Here is an 18,845-nt window from a genome sequence, read left to right as displayed (position 1 = left end):
GAGGTGTCACCGTGGGTGCAGCACTGCCGCAATCTGTTCAAGAGATCGCTGATGTCATAGGGCGAGAGCGCGCCCTGTATCTGGTGGGGCAGCTACCCAGATGCGGCAAGCGAGCACGGCGGGTTGTGCTGTATGTGCCGCAGCAGCTTTCGAGTGACCACATGCTCGTTGAGCTGTTGGGCTGGGAGGATGCCAAGGCCTTGGCGGCTGCTTTCGGGGGCATGATCCTGCAGCTGGGCACCTGCCGCAATGTGTTGAGGCATTACCGGAACCAGACAGTCGTACGCATGTACGAGGACGGCATGAATATCGGCGATATAGCAGACACCATCCAGATGACGAAGCGCAGCGTTCACAATATTTTGTGGGCAATGGAGCCAAAGGAAGGGTATCAGCGGGACATTGGCAAAGCCGGGCCTGCTTGGAAGCAAATAGACCTGTTCGGATAGAGGGGGAAATAACGCCAGAGGAACCCGGGGCGAGCAACAGCAATACTCCCAGCATGATGGATCAGAGCATGGTGGGTATCTCGTGAGGAATGAAGCGGAACGTCTGGCCATACAGTGGGGGGTGCCGATTGCGATTGCACTGGTGGCTGTTGCCGTCCGCCTGCTGTTCAGTGTGAACCGGTTGACGCTGTTGGGTATTGCCCGGGGCGTTACAGTCGGTTTGTTTGTGGGCAGCATGGTGAATCTGTACCTGGGCGATGTGGACGGGATGAGTGATGGTACCCGCGGTGCAATCGTCGGGGTTTCAGCTGTCTTGGCTGAGGATCTGATCATGGCCCTGCTGGCGTTCGGCAAGCGGATCCGGGAGCAGCCCGAAACGCTGCTTGATGTGATCTTCAGGGGGAAGCGGTAATGTCGATCAACTCACTGTTCACGCTGGTCAATATGGGTGCTGCCGCCTGGCTGGTCGTCAGTGCGATCGCTGCTCTGCATCACAAGGTGGATGGGCGGGATCCACGCCCTTTGGTCATGCCCATATTCTGCGGGCTGGCTTTCTTCTTTTTGGCATTCACCTGGATCGCGAAGGATGCCGAGCAATACCACGACTCTCTGACACTGCTGGCCTGGCAGATGGTTCATTTCGGCATGCTGGTGGGCCTGCAGCTGTTTGTCAGGGCGTTTTCTGGGCATAGGGGGTGATCATGGAGCTGTTCGATTTTGCGCTGGCGCTGGTGTTGGAACACGAGGGTGGCTACGTCAACGACCCCGCCGATCCGGGCGGTGAAACGTACTTGGGGATCAGTGCTCGGGCTCATCCTGATGCGTGGAGCAATGGCCGGCCGTCTCATGAGCAGGTGCGCAGCATTTACCTGAATGAATACTGGCTGGCCGCCGACTGCTCAAAGTTGCAGCCGTGTGTCGCTGTTTTCCTGTTTGATACGGCGGTGAACATGGGGGTGCGTCAGGCCGTCCAGCTACTGCAGCGAGCATTGCGCGTGAAGGATGATGGGATCATGGGGCCGGTCACCCGAGCGGCTGCCAACAAGGCCGATCCGGCTCATATCCTGCCGAGCTTTGCATCAGAGCGGCTGGCGCACTATGCGGCCCTTGCAGGGTGGCAGCGGTTCGGTCGGGGCTGGAGCACCAGAACGGTTAAGACGGCCATGGCGAGCGCCAAGATCGAAGCCGAGGTGGCGGCATGAATCGCTTACTGATTGCCGCGGCACTGGCTGGTGCACTGGCCGGATGCGAGAACATCAATACCCGCATGGATGACGGCTACCAGTTTGGTGACCTGACAGGTACAGCTCTCGACGGCACTGTGCATGCGTTGACGATTCAGCAGCAGTATTGCACCGAGTCTGACCCTGTTGCTCGCGCGGTACTGCTGAGGTTGATTCGTACAGCACTGCCGGGCTATCCGAGTGATGGCCTGTGCACGGATGTCCTGAGCGCTATGGAGGACACCCATGAAGTACCGTAAGCGTAATTGGAAGTATGACCTGCCAGAGCAGGCTGTATTCCAGACCCGTATCCATCCGAGTGAAACACTACGCACTGAATGGATCACGCTACATCCGAACGGCACGCTGATCCTTGCAGCTGGCTATGCATGGGATGGGCCTTCAGGCCCTACATTTGACACTCCTGATAGCCTGCGAGGCAGCGCCATACATGATGCCTTGTATCAGCTGATGAAGCTGGGATTGCTGGATATGCGTTGGTTCGAAGAGAGTAACCGCGAGCTGCTACGCTGGCTGAAAAAAGACGGCATGTGGTACATCCGTCGCCGCGCCTGGTACCGCGCCGTTCAGCTCTACGGCGAGGAGTACATGTTTCGGGGCAAGGATGATGAGACGGTCTACATAGCCCCTTCAGGTGACGTATGCGAGCCTGCTTGATCGGCCAGGCTACTGATTCCCAAGGTACTTTCTCAAGGGGCACCCTTGCGGGTGACACGGCCTCGCAGTTTTTTACTTGTGCGTGGCACTCCAGATTCATTTCATCATCGTCATTTGAGTTGAGCAGATGGCCAAGCTGAACACCTCCGAACTTGCAGACCACTACGGCAAGCACCGCCAGACCATCATGGCCTGGGTGCGCCAGGGCATGCCTTATGTGAAGAAAGGCGGCCGCGGTAAAGAGTGGGTGTTTGATTCGACGGCGGTGGCTGAGTGGCGAGAAGAACAGGCGATCATCAATGCCACCGGTGGTGGTGACTTCGTTGATGAGGATGAGCTGAAGCGCCGCAAGCTGGCCGCCGAGACCGCCAAGGCCGAGCTGGACCTGGCCAAGGCCAAGAGTGAAGTGGCCATGGTGGATGATATCCAGAAGGGGCTGGCCAAGGTGTTCGCGGAAGTGAAAGCGAACATGCGCAACATCCCCGGCCGCGTTGCTGGCAGGCTCATCGGCGAAGAAGACGAGACCCGGATCAAGAAGGTGTTGATCTCCGAGATTGATCAGTCGCTTGAGGCCTTGTCTTCGAGCAGCCTGCTGACCGAGTGTGACTTCGAAGACGAGATCGAAGAGGAAGCGGCGTGACGGCAGCGCTACAGTTCCGAAACCTGAACGGCCTGGTCAAAGCGGTGCGTGCCGCTCAGGTGCACTTCAAGCCACCGCCCGACCTTAAGCCTTCCAGCTGGGCCGAAGCCAACGTCAAGATCCCGATCGGCAACGCAGTGCCCGGTCTTATCCGCTTTGATAACGCTCCCTACCAGCGAGAACCGCTGGATATGACGGCGGACCCCAGCTGCCAACGGATCACGCTGCAATGGGGTGCTCAGGTAGGTAAAACTATGCTGGCGCTGTGTGCCCAGTCGTACCGCATTGCCCAGAACCCCTGTAGCCAGATCATGATGCAGCCCAGCCAGGGCGACCTAACCACCTGGCTGGAAACCAAGTTCAACCCACTGGTGGAGAACAACGACCAGCTGCAGGAGCTCATCGCCAAGCCGCGCGGCCGTGACGGTGTGAACAACCAGCGCATGAAGTCCTACCCAGGCGGTTTCATGATGTTCAGCTGGTCGGGCAGTCCGAAGACCATGCGAGGTCGGTCGGCTCCGTTCATCGTCTGCGACGAAACGGACGGCTATGACCGTACCAACGAGGGCCATCCGGTCGGCTTGCTGTGGCAGCGTGCGGCCACCTTTGGTGATCAGCGCTTGTTGTTGGAGATCAGCACGCCTACCACGAAAGGGGCAAGCTGGATCGAGTCCAGTTTCGAGCAGGGCGATCAGCGCCGGTTTCACGTAGCCTGCCCGCACTGCGGTGAACATCAGCCGCTCAAGTGGCAGAACGTGACGTGGGAGCAGGATGAAGAGGGCAACCACCTGCCAGAGACTGCGCGCTATATGTGCGTGAATGGCTGTGCCCCAGGCTGGACGGATGCCGAGCGCATCGCGGCGATCAGGACCGCCGAGGAGATTGGCGCCGGCTGGAAAGCCGCCAAGCCGTTCCGCGGTCACGCCTCCTACCACCTGAACGAGCTTTACAGTACCTTTCGCCGATTGGGCGACATCGTTCAGTCGTTCCTGGATAAGAAGGCTGCCGGCGACCTGCAGACCTTCGTTAACGTCAGTCTGGCTGAAACGTGGGAGGAGCGGGGCGATCAGGTCGACAGCACCGGCCTGATTGAGCGCGCCGAGAAATACCGCGCCCCGGTACCGGCGGGAGGGCTGGTGCTGACCTCCGGGGTGGACATGCAGCAAGACCGCCTGGAAGTCGAGACCGTGGCATGGGGTCTGGGCGATGAGTCATGGTCCGTCGATTACCAAGTGCTATGGGGGGATCCGCTGCAGGGCGATGTCTGGGATGATCTGGACGATTACCTGGCAAAGACGTGGATGCACCAGTCTGGCGCTCAACTGCCGATCAGCGCCGCCTGCCTGGATACCGGCGGCAACAGCGGTTACACACAGGCAGCCTATGAATACGCCAAGGGCAAGACGGGTCGCCGTCTGTTTGCCATCAAAGGCGTGGGCGGTTGGGGCCGTCCGATCGTTAGCGCACCCAGCCGGAAGCGTACCGGCCGTGGCCAGCGTCCAGTCGACCTGTTCACCGTCGGTACCGACGAAGCCAAGATGATTGTGGCCAAGCGGCTGGCAATCAAATCGCCGGGGCCGGGTTACTGCCACTTTCCGGATGAGCGTGACGCGGAGTGGTTCCACCAGATTACCGCCGAGAAGTTGATCACCAAGTACATCAAAGGCTTCCCGATCAGGGAGTGGCACAAAACCCGAGACCGAAACGAGGCCTTTGACTGCCGTGTGTACGCCTTGGCTGCACTGAAGATCCTGAACCCCAACATGGCGCGACTGGCAAAGCGGCTGGTGGTAGAGGATGACCAGGAAGATAGCCAAGCAACGGATGAGGAGTGGTCGCAGCAGGTGGCTGATACCGCCAACAAGCTGCGCGATGTGCTGACCAGCAACCGGGTGGAGTCGAAAGACAAGCCTTCGGGTGAAAAGACGCCAGAGGAAGAATACCGGCCAGTCCGCAAGACTAAGCGCATAAGGCAATCCAGCCGCGCTCGCAAATCCGGCAAGCGCAAAGGGGGCTGGGTCAATGGCTGGTGATTCTAAGTGTCAGATCTATTACCGAACAGCATTACCGCAGGGCTTACCCTGGATGTACCGATCACGCTGACGGCCTATCCGGCACCGAGCTGGAGCCTGTCTGTCATTATGCGCGGTCCTCAGTCAATCGATCTGACCGCCACCGCTTCTGATCCTCAGCACCTGATCCAAGTAGACGCCATCACAACAGCCGCTTGGTTGCCGGGGGATTACTGGTTCAGTGTGCGCGTGTCGGACGGTGCCAATGTGCATGAAGTGGATCATGGCACGCTCACCATCAAGCCCGATCTGGCCGCGATGCCTGAAGGCTACGATGGCCGCATCTACGCCGAGAAGGTGCTGGATGCCATTGAGGCTGTTATTCAAGGCCGTGCCACTAAGGACCAGCAGAAGTACAAGATCAACAATCGGGAGCTGGAGCGCACCCCGATTGGTGACCTGCTGAAGCTGCGCAGCACCTTCAAGGAGGAGGTGCGCCGCGCCAAAGCAGCCGCCAAGGGTCAGTCACTGCTGGGCCGCAACGTCATGGTGAGGTTTTAACCTGTGTTTGGATTCGGAAAGCGCAACCAGGAACAACTGACCACCCCAGCGCAGCAGGATGACAAGCCGCGCCGAAAATTTACCGGCCTTGGTCGCCATCTTGCCCGCATGTTTGATGCCGGTCAGTCAGATCGGCTGACCGAAAGCTGGGGCACCATGCCGCTGACAGCGGACGATATTGTCCGTCGCAACCAGCGCGTGATCGTGGCGCGAAGTCGTGAGCAGGCAGCCAATAACGACTATGCCAAGGCCTATCTACGCATGTGCCGCCAGAACATCGTTGGCCAGCGCGGGGTGCAGCTGCAGGCGCAGAGTCGAGACCCGTCCGGCAAGCTGGACCAGCTGGCGAACGATGCCATCGAAGCGGCTTGGCACGCATGGGGCAAGCGACAGAACTGTGACGTGACCGGCCAGTTGTCCTGGCGCTCACTACAGTCGATCTGCACCACCAGCGCGGCCAAAGATGGCGAGTTCATGGTGCGCATCATCACTGGCAGTGATGCGGGTGAGTGGGGGGTTGCGCTGCAGGTACTGGACCCTCAGCGCTGCCCGGTGGACTTCGACCAGGAAAAACTGCCCAGCGGCAAATTCGTGCGCCATGGCATCGAGTTCAACCGCTACGGCAAGCCTCTGGCCTACTACTTCACCACCACGGACGCTGTCGACGCCGATTACTCATACGGTGGTCGTCATTACGTGCGCGTCCCTGCCAAGCAGATCATTCACGGCTTCCTGCCGGATATCGTTGGCCAGAAGCGAGGTTTGCCCTGGATGGCCACGGGCCTGTGGCGCGCCAAAATGCTGGAAGGTTTCGAGAAGGCGGCGCTGGTCAACGCCCGTGTGTCAGCGGCTAAGGGTGGCTTCTTCGAGTGGGAAGAAGGCTACGGCCCAGAGCAGGACGAAGACGAAGAGCTCTACATGGATGCAGATCCGGGCAGCTTTCAAGAACTGCCAGCCGGGGTGCGCTTTCGAGAGTGGAATCCTCAGTACCCGTCTGGCGAATTTGCGCCGTTCCACAAGTCGATGCTGCGAGGCTTCGCGAGCGGTTGGGGCGTGGCCTACAACAACCTGGCCAATGACCTGGAAGGCGTGAACTTCAGCTCTATCCGTCAGGGCAAGCTGGACGAGCGCGACAACTGGAAAGACCTGCAGGAATGGCTGATCGAACAGCTGATTGAACCGGTGTTCGAGGCTTGGCTGCCGCGTCAGCTGCTGGCGGGACGCATCAAGGTAAACGGCAAGCCACTTAAGGCTGAACGGCTGGATAAGTACCGCAATGTCAGCTGGCAGCCGCGCCGTTGGGAATGGATCGATCCGCGTGCCGATATGGATGCCGCCGAGCGCAGCGTTCAAAACCTGATCGACTCGCCCAGCCAAGTCATCCGCAACCAGGGCCGGGATCCGCAAACGGTCTGGCGCGAGCTGGCGCGGGATATTGAGGCGATGAAGGCTGCAGGCATCCCCGACGAATTTATCAGCACAGCCATGGGCATCAAGATGGGAGGCGCTGGGAATGGACCGGCAAGCACTGAGCAAAATGCTGGCGATTAGCGGCGCGTACTTCACGCGCAGCATTACGCCTGAGCAGATCAATACCCGTGACGGCGGGGTGTTCCGTTTTGCGGAAGTCACCCGCGTCATGGATGAAGCGAAACGCACTGTCGAACTGGCGTTCAGCTCTGAGGCTGAGGTCGAGCGCTGGTTCGGTGTTGAAGTCCTGAGCCATGCACCCGGTGCTATGCGCAAAGAGCGCCTTGAAAACGGGGCGCCTGTGTTGTGGATGCACAATTGGGAAGACCAGGTTGCAGTGGTTGAGAGCATAGAGATTGGCGCTGATCGGCGGGGCCGTGCAGTGGTGCGCTTTGGCAAAGGCGCGCGTGCCAGCGAAATGTTCCAGGACGTGGTTGACGAGATCATCCGTCACGTCTCCGTTGGCTATCGAGTCCACAGGGTGGAGATCGAAGAGCGCAGCGGCATGGCTGATCTGGTCACCGTCACAGACTGGGAGCCCTATGAAATCAGTCTGGTCAGCGTGCCTGCTGATCCCACCGTGGGGGTGGGTCGCAGTATGGAAAACGCGCCAGAGGCTGAGGGGCGGCGGTCTGGTAATACTGACGATAATTCTGGCAATCCGGACAAACAGGAACCCGCCGATATGGAAAAGATTCTACGAGATGCCCAGGGCAACCTGGTGCGAGCGCTGGTCGACGAAGATGGCAACATCACCAAGGTGCTCGAAACCTTGGAAAAGGCCGGTGAAGGTGAGCGTGCGGCACAGCGCACAGGCTCCGAAACCGAACGTAACCGAGTCCGCTCCATCATGGAGATGGCTGAGCAGTACGGCGCCGAAGATCTGGCGCGCGATGCGGTCAAAGGCAACACCAGCGTGGCCGACTTCCAGCGTAAGCTGCTGGACCACTTGAACGCCGAGCGCAGCAAGCCGCTGGGTGACGAAACCGGTGCCGACATCGGCATGTCTGACAACGAAGTGCGTCAGTTCAGTTTCATCCGTGCGCTGCGTGCACTGGCCAACCCGACTGACAAGCGGGCTCAGGAGGCGGCTGCCTTCGAATATGAGGCCAGTCGTGCAGCCGCAGAGCGTGCCGGCAAGGAGCCGGAAGGCATCCTGGTGCCTGCGGACGTGCTGCGCCGTGCGCTGAACTCCACCACCACTGGTACCGCAGCCGGTGATACCGGCGGCTACTCCATCAGCACCGACCTGATGAGCCAGTCATTCGTGGAGATGCTGCGTAACCGTGCGGTACTGATGCAGCTGGGTACCACCATGGGCGGGCTGGTCGGTAACATCGCCATTCCTCGCCAGTCTGCTGGTGCTACCGGTTACTGGATCGGTGAAGACGAAGACGCGACTGAAGACGGCCTGGAGCTGGATCAGATCGGGATGACTCCGAAGACAGTCGCCGCGCTGTCTGAAGTCACCCGAAAGCTGCTGATGCAGTCCAGCTTGGACGTGGAAGCACTGATCCGTCGCGATCTGGCCAGCGCGCTGGCGCTGACCATCGACAAAGCTGGTTTTTACGGAACCGGTTCTGGCAACCAGCCACTGGGTATCGCCAACGCCACTGGCATCAATGCCGTGGACTTTGCTGGCGCGACCTCTGGTGCTACAGGCGCACTGCCGACCTATGCCGAAGTGGTGAAAATGGAGTCGGAGATTGCGGCGGACAATGCGGATGTGAACAGCATGGCTTATGTGATGAACAGCGGCATGCGCGGCCACTTCAAAACCACGCAGAAGTTCAGCGGCACTGATGGTTCTCCGATCTGGGAGCCGGGTAATACGGTGAACGGTTATGGCACCCAGGTGACTAACCAGATCCAGAACGGCGACATGTTCTTCGGTAACTTCGCTGACCTGCTGATCGGCATGTGGGGCGGCCTGGATCTGACCGTTGACCCCTATACCCACAGCGCCAAGGGTCGCGTGCGCGTAGTGGCGATGCAGGATGTGGACTTCGTGCTGCGCCGTGTCGAGTCCTTCTGTCTGGGTCGTGACGCAACCTAACCCCTCATCACCAGGGCTGCCCGGCGCAGCCCTTTTTTCTGACAACTGAGAGAGTATGAGCATGGCCAAAAAAACCGACCTCATCGTGCTTGAACTGACCTCTGCCATTGTGATGGAAGGTGAGATCGTCACCGCGGGCAACCTGATTGAAGTCACTGAAAAGGAAGCCCGCAACCTGCTGGCGCGAGGTAAAGCGGTGGTTGCGGACGAGCAGGACGTGGAATCCGCAGCCGACGCTGACCTGACCGAAATGACCGTGGCGGACCTGCAGAAGCTGGCCGGTGATATCGGCGTCGAAGGCTTCAAGTCGATGAAGAAAGACGAGCTGATCGCAGCGATTGAAGCGGCTTCCGAGGCTAGTGAGTAATGCCAACCCCTGACTGGGAAGATCTGGACGACTTCCTGGACGCCGAAGAGTTCGCCGTTCAGGCGGTCATCGAGCTGCAGGACGCCACCAGCCGAACCGTTACGGGTATCTATGATGACCCCTACTTGAATGCAGAGCTGGGCGAATACGATATGGATACCAGTCGGCCCAGGTTTACCTGCAAGGAAGCGGATGTCCAGGGCGTGACGCGCGGCGACACCATCAGCATTGATGGAACGGTGATGGACATCATGACCAGTCCGCAGCCGGATGGAACAGGTATGGCGTTGCTGGATCTGGCGCCACGGGGGTGATTCATGCTGGAGTTTGATATCGACTACCAGCAAATCGTTGATCTTCAGGATGAGCTCGGAGCAACCGAGCAGCAAATCCAGCAGGCGTACAGTCGCGCTATCAATCGTACCGCCGGCACATTGCGAAAAATGAGCAACAAAGGCCTGAAGGATGAGCTCGAGCTGCGCAATACCAAAGAATTACGCAAGCGCCTGCGCACTATTCGCATACGTAAAGGCAAGCTGCTGGATGCGGTGACCCTGTGGTACGGCACCAACGACATGAAGGTGTCAGCATTCAAGGGTTCACCCAAAGCGTCACGAGGCGGTGCCAGCTTTCGCGGCACCGAGTTTCCAGGGGCGTTTATTGCGAAAGGGAAAGGCGGTCCCCGCACGATATTCAAGCGCAAAGGCCAGGAGCGCCTGCCGATCATTGAACAGACCCTGCCGGTCAAGGATCAGATGGATGTGTATCTGGAAGACGAGATATTCACTGAGCTGGAATCCATCTTCTTCAAGCACTTCACCGCTGATCTACGGGCGCGTGTGATTTACGGAGTAGGGCGCAAGTAATGGATGCCAACACCGAGATCGATCTGAACCAGCTTCACCAGTCCATCATTGATGCGATCGCCGCGCAGTTTCCTGACTTGGTCACGGTTGACGACTACCACGAAGAGCGCAACCGGCTGGCCATTCCCGCCTGCCTGATCGAGCTGGCCGATATGGAAGGCTCACCTGACGATGACCCAGGAACTGAGCAGTTGGCGATGCTGGCGCGTTTTGAGGCGCGTGTAATCATTGGATTCCGCACCGCGAATGCCAAGCGCGAGATCCGCAAACTGGCAGCCGCGATTGGCGCTTTCATTCAGGCCAACCGATTTGGACAGCCGATTTCTCCTGCTGAGGTCACGGCCATTACGCCGGACGACTTCAGTCCTGAGCTGGACCAGTACGAAGTCTGGCGCATTGAATGGCAGCATATCGTCCACTTGGGCGCGACTGTCTGGACCAATGACGGAACTATTCCAACACAGGTGCTGGCGAGCTGGGAGCCTGAAATCGGGCCAGAGCATGAGCAGGCCTACCAACCGCTGCAGCTGGGTGAGGATCTGATTACATGAGCGCCTGGGGCCTATCCGAAGTAGAGCGACGTTTAGCCAACATGGTGAAGATTGGTGTGATCAGCGCCGTTGACCATGACGCCAAGAAAATCCGCGTCGAGGCTGGCGGCATGAACAGCGCCTGGCTACCCTGGCCGGTTGAAATGGGGCGCAACTTCAAGCGTTGGCGCCCACTGCGGCAGGGGCAGCAGGTGGTCATGGTTGCACCGTCTGGCGAGCTGGCACAGGCCACCGTCATCGGTATGCTGTATTCCAGCAGTTTGGATGCGCCCGACACTAATCCAGACTTGGACTTGGTGCTGTTTGAAGATGGTACCCGCTGCCAGTATAACAGTGCAGCACATCAGCTTGACGTTGACCTGGGTACCAGTAGCCTGACCATGAACCGTGGCAGCATCACGCTGGAATCCAACGGCAGCACCATTGAAATGGATGCGGCCGGGATCCGTTTGAATGGTGCAAGGATCGATTTGAATTGATGGCGTTTGACTGGGGCACTGGCCGATACCAGTACATTACGGATGGTGAGCTGCACAGCTGCAGCCACTGGAATGACCTGCCTGACCAGATTCAGGAATTGATCGAGTGGGTGCCAGAGATACCACCAGGCCCACACACACAACAGCAGCATGATGACATTGAGCGCCTTCCTGAAATCTTCATGGAGTTTCTTGCACGATGCCAGCGGTGACTCGGATTGGTGATGCAGATGTGCCGCACTGTTCAGGGATGACCCGCGCCCAAGGATCCAGTGACGTCTTCTGCAATGGTATCGGCATATCCAGACAGGGCGACTTGAACACGGGTCATCTAATGCCAGGCAGTCCTTGTCCTGGCCATAGTGCACCCATCTCATCCGGATCCAGCACTGTCTACGTGAACGGCAAGCAATGCGGTCGTGTAGGTGACCCGACTTGTACCGCCGTTGCGGCTGGATCTCCCGACGTTTTCGCTGGCGGTTAACGGGAAAACTCGCCAGAGGCAGCTACCTGCTGCAGCGTCCATTATCCGGTTATGAACGGAACCAGTGCGACCACCGGAAAACGCCTGATCGGCATCGACCACCTGCGGCAGAGTATCACCGATATTCTGACAACGCCGCTGGGCAGCCGCGTCATGCGCCGCGAGTATGGCAGCCGGTTGTTTCAGTTGATTGATGCACCGATGAATCGCAGCACTTTGCTGCAACTTTACGCAGCCACTGCTGAAGCACTGCGCCGCTGGGAGCCCCGTTTCAGACTCACGCAAGTTCGCGCCGAATCGGCTGAACCTGGCCGTGTAGTGCTAATGATTACCGGGACTTACCTGCCGGACGGCAAGGAAATATCCCTTGATGGCATAGTGGTGACTTGATGGCCGGAGCATTTACCGCAGTTGACCTGTCCAAACTGCCTGCACCTGATGTTGTCGAACAGCTCGACTACGAAGCAATTCTGGCTGCAATGGTTGCAGACTTGCAGGCGCGTGACCCGGCGTTCAGCGCCATGATTGAGTCCGATCCAGCGTACAAGATTCTGGAGATATGCGCCTACCGGGAGCTGATAGTCCGTCAGCGAGTGAATGACGGTGCTCGCGCAGTCATGCTCGCCTACGCCGGCGGCACCGATCTCGACCAGATCGCCGCCAACTACAACGTGGTGCGCCTGCTGCTCGATGCTGGCGACCCTGACGTAGTGCCGCCGGTACCGCCCACCTACGAAGACGACACCAGTCTGCGCCGCCGTGTGCAGCTCAGTTTCGAAGGGTTCAGCACAGCAGGCCCCGAGGGCGCCTACATCTTCCACGCCCTGGGCGCGGATGCCGACGTGCTCGATGCCAGCGTGGCCAGCCCAGCCCCGGGCGAATTAGTCGTGACCGTGTTGAGTCGTACCGGAGATGGCACCGCCGATGCCGCCCTGCTGACTGCCGTGGATAGCACACTCAACGCCGACGATGTGCGCCCGCTGACCGATCAGGTCACCGTGCAGAGCGCCGAGATCGTCAACTATTCCGTCACGGCGAGTCTCACCCTTTACCCCGGCCCCGATAGCGCCGTGGTACTCGCCGCTGCGCAGTCTGCGCTGGATGCCTACATCGAGAGCAACCACCGGCTGGGCCGCGATGTGACCCTCTCCGGCCTGTATGCAGCCCTGCACCGCGAAGGCGTGCAGAACGTGACGCTGAGCGCACCGGGCGCCGATATCGTCATCGCCAGTCATCAGGCTGCCTATTGCACCGGCACTACCGTGACGACCGGGGGCACAGATGAGTGACGTTGTGAGCCTGCTGCCGCCCAATAGCACCGACACTGAGCGCGCCATCGAATTCAGCATGGCACGGATCGGCGAGGTGGAAGTGCCGGTACGGGATCTCTGGAACCCGCAGACCTGCCCCGAGCATGTCCTGCCCTGGTTGGCCTGGGCCTACAGCGTGGACCGCTGGGACAGCCAGTGGACCACCCAGCAGAAGCGCGACATCATCGCCGCCTCGCTATACCTGCACCGCCGCAAGGGCACACCCGCTGCCGTCAAGGAGGTGGTGGAGCTGATTCTGGGCGGTGGCGACGTGGTCGAGCCCTGGCAGGCGTATGACCTGGACGCGCATGAATTCAAGATTGTCACCACCGGCCTGCTCGCCAGCGCTGAAGATTACGACCGACTGATCGAGCTGGTGGACGCTGCCAAGCCAGTCCGCAGCTGGCTGGTCGCGGTGCAGGTCAAGCGCAGCGCTACCCTGTCATTCACGCTGGGCGGCTATACCCACACCGGCACCCTGATGGGCGTAAACCACACGCTGGATCCAACACCAGAGCCCGCGGCGCTGACGTTCGCCGGCATCACCCACACCGGCAAAACCATGACACTCGACCCGGCTGGCGTGTCTATCACGCTGCCTGACGCCGTGCTGCTCAGTGGCAGCGCGTACCACATCGCAACCACAACCACGATTAACCCGAGGGCATAACCATGGCGAATTTTCCCGGCCTGATACTGACCAACGCCGGCCGGCAGCTGCAGGCCAAGGCGCAGATCGGCCAGCAACTGCAGTTCACCCGCGTCGCGCTCGGCTCCGGATATGAGCCGGCCGAGCCAGAAAGCCTGACGGCGCTGGTGGATGAAAAACAGAGCCTGTCGATCCAGTCGTTTGAGGTCATCGGCGACGGTACCAGCAAGATCCGTGCGATCCTCACCAACGAGGGCGTGAGCACAGGTTTTTTCGTCCGCGAGATCGGCGTGTTTGCCCGCGACCCGGACACGTTGGAAGAGCAGCTGTACGCCTACAGCAACAGCGGCACTCAGAGCGACTTCCTGCCGGCCGAGGGCGGCGCCACAGTGGTGGAGCAGATATTCGATCTGGTGACCGTGATCGGCAACGCCGCCAACGTCACCGCCGTGATCGACGACTACATCACCCTGGCGACCAAGGCTGACATTGAGGAGATCCGCCCCTACATCCTGCCGGAAGGCGGTCTGACCGGTCAGTTGCTCCGCAAGGCCACCAACGCAGAGGGCGACACCGAGTGGTTCGACCCGGCCGAGACGCTTAACGTGCATGTCCACTCGATCACTGAAGAGCGTATTGCGGTGGAGGGGCAGCAGGTGTTCAACCTCGCCGAGACCCGCACGCAGGGGCTGGCCGTCTACAAGAACGGCGATCGTCTCCCGCCATCGCAATGGAGCGCACTCAATGCCACTCAGGTGCGTCTAGATCAGGCCTGTGCTGCCGGCGATCAGCTGCAGTTCGTGAACAATGAGGAGGTGGGCGTAAACAGCCTGGCCCGGGTATCGCTGACCGGTCCCGATCTGGTCTACCCCGGCAGCAGCAACACTTACACCATCACCGATTATGACGATTTCAGCACCTACACCGTGGTGACAGACGTGGGCACCGCAAGCATCACAGGCGATACCATTACGCTGGACATTGACGCCGGTGAGGCCGCGGGCAACCTGACATTGACCGTGACCCGCAACAACGGCAATAGCGCATTCAGCATCGCTGTGGGTTCACAGACTATCGCCGCGCCGGAGGTACTCAACCCCGCGAACGGCGCCACTGACGTGGGCGAAACCCCGACGTTGACCACCAGCGCGTTCGCCACCTACCCCAGCGGTGCCGACACCCACGCAAGCACCGACTGGCAAGTGGCGACGGATGCCGCGTTCACTGCTGTGGTTTGGGAATCGCTGGGGGATGTCAGCAATCTGGAAAGCATCGCGGTGCCGCCCGGCACGCTGTCCACCAGCACCACCTATTACGTGCGCGCACGTCATAGCGGTAGCAGCCTGGGGGCATCGGGGTGGTCTAATGCGGTATCGTTCATTACAAAAGACAGATTCTACCCATCCGATGAGGTAGCAACACTTTTGGCATCAGATGGAAATGCATATGATGAGTTCGGCTTTTCCGTCGATATATCAGCTGATGGAGCAGTCGCTGTAGTCGGTGCTCGTTATGATAGTGACATACAAGATAAAGGCGGTTCAGCTTACATATTTACCAGCACCGGTGGTAGTTGGCAGCAGGTTATAAAACTGACCGCTCCAACCGTGAGATATTATGGATTATTTGGAGATAGTGTTTCAATTAGCGATGACGCTACTGTCATCGCAATATCTGAATCCAACGTAGAAAACGGGGTGCATGTATTTCGTTTCGACGGAAGCAGTTATATTCACTCTGCGACCCTACCTGAAAAGGCGTATTCAATTGCTGTATCAGGCGATGGTGCAACTATAGTTATTGGTAATGCGGTTGATAGTACAGAGGCATCTAACGCAGGAATTCTAAAGGTTTATACCTTTGATGGCTCAAACTGGGTATTTGTGCAATCGCTAACCGCACCAGATGCAGCACAGAACGATTATCTAGGCATGGCCGTCGCGATCAATGGCGATGGCAGCACGGTGGTCGGTGGCGCCCCCTCGAAGAACCTGGATAACGGCGCGGCCTATATATTCTCGAATTCCGGTAGTGGCTATACCAGCGCTGCGATCCTCACGTCAGATATGCCTGGTACTACCCGATTTGGTATCGACGTAGCATTGGATGCGTCTGGGGCTGTTTGCGCAATAGGTTCTGACTACGATGGCTCTGTTGTAAGCAACGGAGGTGCAGCATTCATCTACCGCGATAGTGATGGTTATTCTTTAGAGGCGAAAGTATCACCAAGCGATGTCGCCTCAAATGATAATTTCGCGCGAGCTATTTCACTATCGAATGATGGGTCACTTTTACTCTGCGGTGCTCCCTTGAATGATCAACATGGTTCAACCAACGGCATGGCGTACGTTTTTTCGGGACAGAATGGGTCTTGGTCGGAACTGGGGAAAATATATGGTGCTGGGGCAAATATGCAATCCGCGAACTTCGGTCAGTCGGTCTCAATAAGCGGAGATAAAACCAGAGCCATTGTTGGAGCTTTTTACAGCGACAGCTCTGGTACAAACTCAGGATCAGCACACATCTTTGAATGAGGTAACATCGTTATGGAAGAGTATGCCGCCACCGACAAAACGGGCCATGTAATTGAATACCCGATTAGAAAACACCACATTCAAAATCGTGGTCATCGAATCGATATGTATGAACGGGTGCATCCTGCATCCCGGCCAAACCACAATCAACTAACGCATACCATCGCAACGCGCTTACCTGAGCGCGGCGATGACGGCCGCTTGGTACAGTCCTGGGAAGTCAGCGCTAAGCCTCTGACCATGCTGCGCACCGATATGCTCTCCGCACTGGCCGATTACCGCTACCAGGTAGAAACCGGCGGTATCACCCTGCCCGACGGCACCGAGATCAAAACCGAACGTGACGATCAGGCGATGACCAACTCCGCGTACAACTCCCTGAAGAACGGGTTGGTCAGCAGCACGGAATGGAAATCCGGCAACGGTTGGATCACCGTCACCCTGACCGAGCTGGAGCCCGTCGCCACCGCCGTGGCCCGCCACGTTGCAGCCGCATTCGGCGCCGAGCGGGATGTCGCCGAGCAGATCGCACAGGCGGATCAGACCGCTCTGCTCGCGCTGGATCTGCGTGGGGAGTTCAATGCGGCCTACGCCGCCCGCCTGCAGGCGCTCAGCGCCTGATCGGACCCAGTTACCGCCACTCACATCCGCCCTTCGGGGCGGTTTTGGTTTCAGGAAATCACGCCAGAGGCCACCGCCGCCACCCACTGCCACTATTACCCTGACCTGATTTTTGAACGTCTGGCCAGACGAGGAATAGTGGCATGGCAGAAACCTTTTTGCATGGCGTGGAAGTCGCGGAGATTGATGCAGGACCGCGCCCCATCCGTACAGTACGATCGTCCATCATCGGCGTTGTCGGCACAGCTCCTGGCGCTGACGTTGACGCGTTCCCCCTTAACACCCCGGTCCTGATTGCAGGCAGTCGCGCTGAAGCGGCCAAGCTGGATGCAACCGTTGATGGCACCGGTGGCGGCACCCTGAAAGCTGCGCTTGACGGCATCATGGACCAGATAGGCGCTGTGGTTATCGTCGTGCGTGTCGATGAAGGCGCTGACGATACCGAAACCATGGCCAATGTCATCGGCGGCGTGAATAGCACCACTGGTGAATTTGAAGGCGTCCAGGCCCTGCTGGGTGCTGAGTCGGTTGTTGGCTTTGCCCCGCGTATTCTGTGCGCCCCCGGATTTACCCATCAGCGTCCAGAGGATCCGGTCAACGCCGGCACATACCTGGCTAACCCGGTCGTCTCTGAGCTCATCGGTATCGCTGAACGCCTGCGCGCTGTGATCATCGCAGATGGTCCCAACACCGTTGACGCGGATGCTATAGCTTACTCAGGCGACTTTGGTAGCCCGCGCGTGTTCGTGGTCGATCCTTGGGTCAAAGTGCTGGATGCCAATGGCGACATCGTTACCGAGCCGGCGTCTGCCCGTGTAGCGGGCATGCTGGCCAAGACTGACAACGACAAGGGCTTCTGGTGGTCACCGTCCAACCAGAACATCATTGGTATCATCGGTGCCGGGCGTCCGGTTGACTTCAAGTTGGGTGACGCGAACAGCCGCGCCAACCTGCTGAACGAACAGAACGTGGCCACCATCATCCGTCAGGATGGTTATCGACTCTGGGGTAACCGCACCCTGTCCAGTGATCCCAAGTGGGCCTTCCTGTCGGTGCGCCGCACGGCTGACATTATCAATGAGTCGCTGCAGCGTGCACACCTGTGGGCGGTTGACCGCAACATCACCAAAACCTATGTCGAAGACGTGGTGGAAGGCGTCAACGCCTATCTGCGTACCCTGAAAAGTCTGGGTGCGATCTTGGGCGGTGAGTGCTGGGCTGATCCGGATCTGAACACGCCGGCTAACATCACCCAGGGCAAGGTGTACTTCAACTTTGACTTCACGCCGCCGTACCCGGCTGAGCACATCACGTTCCGTTCACACTTGGTGAATGACTACATCGAGGAGGTATTCAGCTAATGGCCGCTCGTGACGTATTGAAGAACATCAACCTGTTTGTCGACGGTCGCGGTTATGCCGGCCAGCTCGATGAGTACAACCCGCCAGATCTGACGCTGACCACTGAAGACTACCGAGCTGGCGGCATGGATGCGCCAGTGGCGCTGGACATGGGCATGGAAGGGCTGGAAACCAGCTTCACCCTGATCGCCTATGACCGCGATGTGCTGGCGCTGTATGGCATGGCCGAGGGCAACAAGGTTCCCCTGACCGCCCGTGGTGCGCTGGAGTCCTATGACGGCACTGTGACCCCAGTGGTGCACAAGATGCGCGGCAAGGTCACCAGTGTGGCACGTGGCACTTGGGCGGCAGGGCAGAAGCCATCCCTGCAGATCACCATGCGCCTGGATTACTACAAGGAAGAACATGGCGGGCAGGTCGTGCATGAGATCGATGTGGAAAACATGATCCGCATCGTCAATGGCGTCGATCGCTTGGCCGAAATCCGCGCGGCTCTCGGCATTTGATTCAACCGGCCGGTAATCGCCGGCCGAT

General features: G+C 58.9%; 24 protein-coding genes. All 24 read left to right on the top strand.

Features of this window, described 5'->3' with window-relative positions:
- Positions 1-11 precede the first annotated feature (11 nt).
- The 24 genes from H9C73_RS02870 to H9C73_RS02755 all read left to right on the top strand — a co-directional run bounded on the left by H9C73_RS02870 (position 12) and on the right by H9C73_RS02755 (position 18,817).
- A complete protein-coding gene (locus tag H9C73_RS02870; protein WP_209286277.1) occupies positions 12-449 on the top strand; it encodes a hypothetical protein in 438 nt (145 codons plus the stop codon).
- A gap of 82 nt (positions 450-531) precedes the next feature.
- On the top strand, positions 532-861 hold the full coding sequence (locus tag H9C73_RS02865; RefSeq protein ID WP_209286276.1) for a hypothetical protein: 330 nt from the start codon (positions 532-534) through the stop codon (positions 859-861).
- Positions 861-1,148: a hypothetical protein gene (locus H9C73_RS02860; protein WP_209286275.1), complete on the top strand. Its 288-nt coding sequence runs from the start codon at positions 861-863 to the stop codon at positions 1,146-1,148. The genes H9C73_RS02865 and H9C73_RS02860 overlap by 1 nt, the downstream gene beginning before the upstream one ends.
- 2 nt (positions 1,149-1,150) lie before the next feature.
- Positions 1,151-1,651: a glycoside hydrolase family 108 protein gene (locus H9C73_RS02855; RefSeq protein ID WP_209286274.1), complete on the top strand. Its 501-nt coding sequence runs from the start codon at positions 1,151-1,153 to the stop codon at positions 1,649-1,651.
- Complete coding sequence (locus H9C73_RS02850; RefSeq protein ID WP_209286273.1) at positions 1,648-1,932, top strand: hypothetical protein; 285 nt, start codon at positions 1,648-1,650, stop codon at positions 1,930-1,932. The genes H9C73_RS02855 and H9C73_RS02850 overlap by 4 nt, the downstream gene beginning before the upstream one ends.
- On the top strand, positions 1,919-2,350 hold the full coding sequence (locus H9C73_RS02845) for a hypothetical protein (protein WP_209286272.1): 432 nt from the start codon (positions 1,919-1,921) through the stop codon (positions 2,348-2,350). Before H9C73_RS02850 ends, H9C73_RS02845 begins: the two co-directional genes overlap by 14 nt.
- 127 nt (positions 2,351-2,477) lie before the next feature.
- The gene (locus H9C73_RS02840) at positions 2,478-2,990 is read left to right on the top strand and encodes a terminase small subunit (protein ID WP_209286271.1); all 513 of its coding nucleotides are present in this window, start codon (positions 2,478-2,480) and stop codon (positions 2,988-2,990) included.
- A complete protein-coding gene (locus tag H9C73_RS02835; protein WP_209286270.1) occupies positions 2,987-5,023 on the top strand; it encodes a phage terminase large subunit family protein in 2,037 nt (678 codons plus the stop codon). The genes H9C73_RS02840 and H9C73_RS02835 overlap by 4 nt, the downstream gene beginning before the upstream one ends.
- Before the next feature lie 6 nt (positions 5,024-5,029).
- The gene (locus tag H9C73_RS02830) at positions 5,030-5,563 is read left to right on the top strand and encodes a hypothetical protein (RefSeq protein ID WP_209286269.1); all 534 of its coding nucleotides are present in this window, start codon (positions 5,030-5,032) and stop codon (positions 5,561-5,563) included.
- Positions 5,564-5,566: 3 nt separating this feature from the next.
- Positions 5,567-7,114, top strand: a complete 1,548-nt coding sequence (locus H9C73_RS02825; protein WP_209286268.1) for a phage portal protein — start codon at positions 5,567-5,569, stop codon at positions 7,112-7,114.
- Positions 7,077-9,089 (top strand): phage major capsid protein, encoded by a 2,013-nt coding sequence (locus H9C73_RS02820; protein ID WP_209286267.1) that lies wholly within the window; start codon positions 7,077-7,079, stop codon positions 9,087-9,089. Before H9C73_RS02825 ends, H9C73_RS02820 begins: the two co-directional genes overlap by 38 nt.
- 61 nt (positions 9,090-9,150) lie before the next feature.
- Positions 9,151-9,456: a Rho termination factor N-terminal domain-containing protein gene (locus tag H9C73_RS02815; protein ID WP_209286266.1), complete on the top strand. Its 306-nt coding sequence runs from the start codon at positions 9,151-9,153 to the stop codon at positions 9,454-9,456.
- Complete coding sequence (locus H9C73_RS02810; protein ID WP_209286265.1) at positions 9,456-9,770, top strand: head-tail joining protein; 315 nt, start codon at positions 9,456-9,458, stop codon at positions 9,768-9,770. The genes H9C73_RS02815 and H9C73_RS02810 overlap by 1 nt, the downstream gene beginning before the upstream one ends.
- A gap of 3 nt (positions 9,771-9,773) precedes the next feature.
- Entirely contained in the window at positions 9,774-10,322 is a 549-nt protein-coding gene (locus H9C73_RS02805; RefSeq protein WP_209286264.1) for a phage tail protein, read from the top strand.
- On the top strand, positions 10,322-10,873 hold the full coding sequence (locus tag H9C73_RS02800; protein WP_209286263.1) for a hypothetical protein: 552 nt from the start codon (positions 10,322-10,324) through the stop codon (positions 10,871-10,873). Before H9C73_RS02805 ends, H9C73_RS02800 begins: the two co-directional genes overlap by 1 nt.
- Positions 10,870-11,352 (top strand): phage baseplate assembly protein V, encoded by a 483-nt coding sequence (locus H9C73_RS02795; RefSeq protein WP_209286262.1) that lies wholly within the window; start codon positions 10,870-10,872, stop codon positions 11,350-11,352. The genes H9C73_RS02800 and H9C73_RS02795 overlap by 4 nt, the downstream gene beginning before the upstream one ends.
- A complete protein-coding gene (locus H9C73_RS02790) occupies positions 11,352-11,564 on the top strand; it encodes a hypothetical protein (RefSeq protein WP_209286261.1) in 213 nt (70 codons plus the stop codon). The genes H9C73_RS02795 and H9C73_RS02790 overlap by 1 nt, the downstream gene beginning before the upstream one ends.
- A gap of 323 nt (positions 11,565-11,887) precedes the next feature.
- On the top strand, positions 11,888-12,226 hold the full coding sequence (locus tag H9C73_RS02785; RefSeq protein WP_209286260.1) for a GPW/gp25 family protein: 339 nt from the start codon (positions 11,888-11,890) through the stop codon (positions 12,224-12,226).
- On the top strand, positions 12,226-13,125 hold the full coding sequence (locus H9C73_RS02780; RefSeq protein WP_209286259.1) for a baseplate assembly protein: 900 nt from the start codon (positions 12,226-12,228) through the stop codon (positions 13,123-13,125). Before H9C73_RS02785 ends, H9C73_RS02780 begins: the two co-directional genes overlap by 1 nt.
- The gene (locus tag H9C73_RS02775; protein WP_209286258.1) at positions 13,118-13,816 is read left to right on the top strand and encodes a phage tail protein I; all 699 of its coding nucleotides are present in this window, start codon (positions 13,118-13,120) and stop codon (positions 13,814-13,816) included. The genes H9C73_RS02780 and H9C73_RS02775 overlap by 8 nt, the downstream gene beginning before the upstream one ends.
- 2 nt (positions 13,817-13,818) lie before the next feature.
- A complete protein-coding gene (locus H9C73_RS02770; protein ID WP_209286257.1) occupies positions 13,819-16,329 on the top strand; it encodes a phage tail-collar fiber domain-containing protein in 2,511 nt (836 codons plus the stop codon).
- A gap of 201 nt (positions 16,330-16,530) precedes the next feature.
- Complete coding sequence (locus H9C73_RS02765) at positions 16,531-16,950, top strand: DUF4376 domain-containing protein (RefSeq protein WP_209286256.1); 420 nt, start codon at positions 16,531-16,533, stop codon at positions 16,948-16,950.
- Positions 16,951-17,093: 143 nt separating this feature from the next.
- Positions 17,094-18,311 (top strand): phage tail sheath C-terminal domain-containing protein, encoded by a 1,218-nt coding sequence (locus H9C73_RS02760; RefSeq protein WP_209286255.1) that lies wholly within the window; start codon positions 17,094-17,096, stop codon positions 18,309-18,311.
- A complete protein-coding gene (locus tag H9C73_RS02755; RefSeq protein WP_209286254.1) occupies positions 18,311-18,817 on the top strand; it encodes a phage major tail tube protein in 507 nt (168 codons plus the stop codon). Before H9C73_RS02760 ends, H9C73_RS02755 begins: the two co-directional genes overlap by 1 nt.
- Positions 18,818-18,845: the final 28 nt, after the last annotated feature.

This window comes from Marinobacterium alkalitolerans (assembly GCF_017776525.1).
Lineage (GTDB): Bacteria > Pseudomonadota > Gammaproteobacteria > Pseudomonadales > Balneatricaceae > Marinobacterium > Marinobacterium alkalitolerans.
Note: the sequence above shows the minus strand (reverse complement) of the source record. Positions and strands in the feature narration are given on the sequence as shown.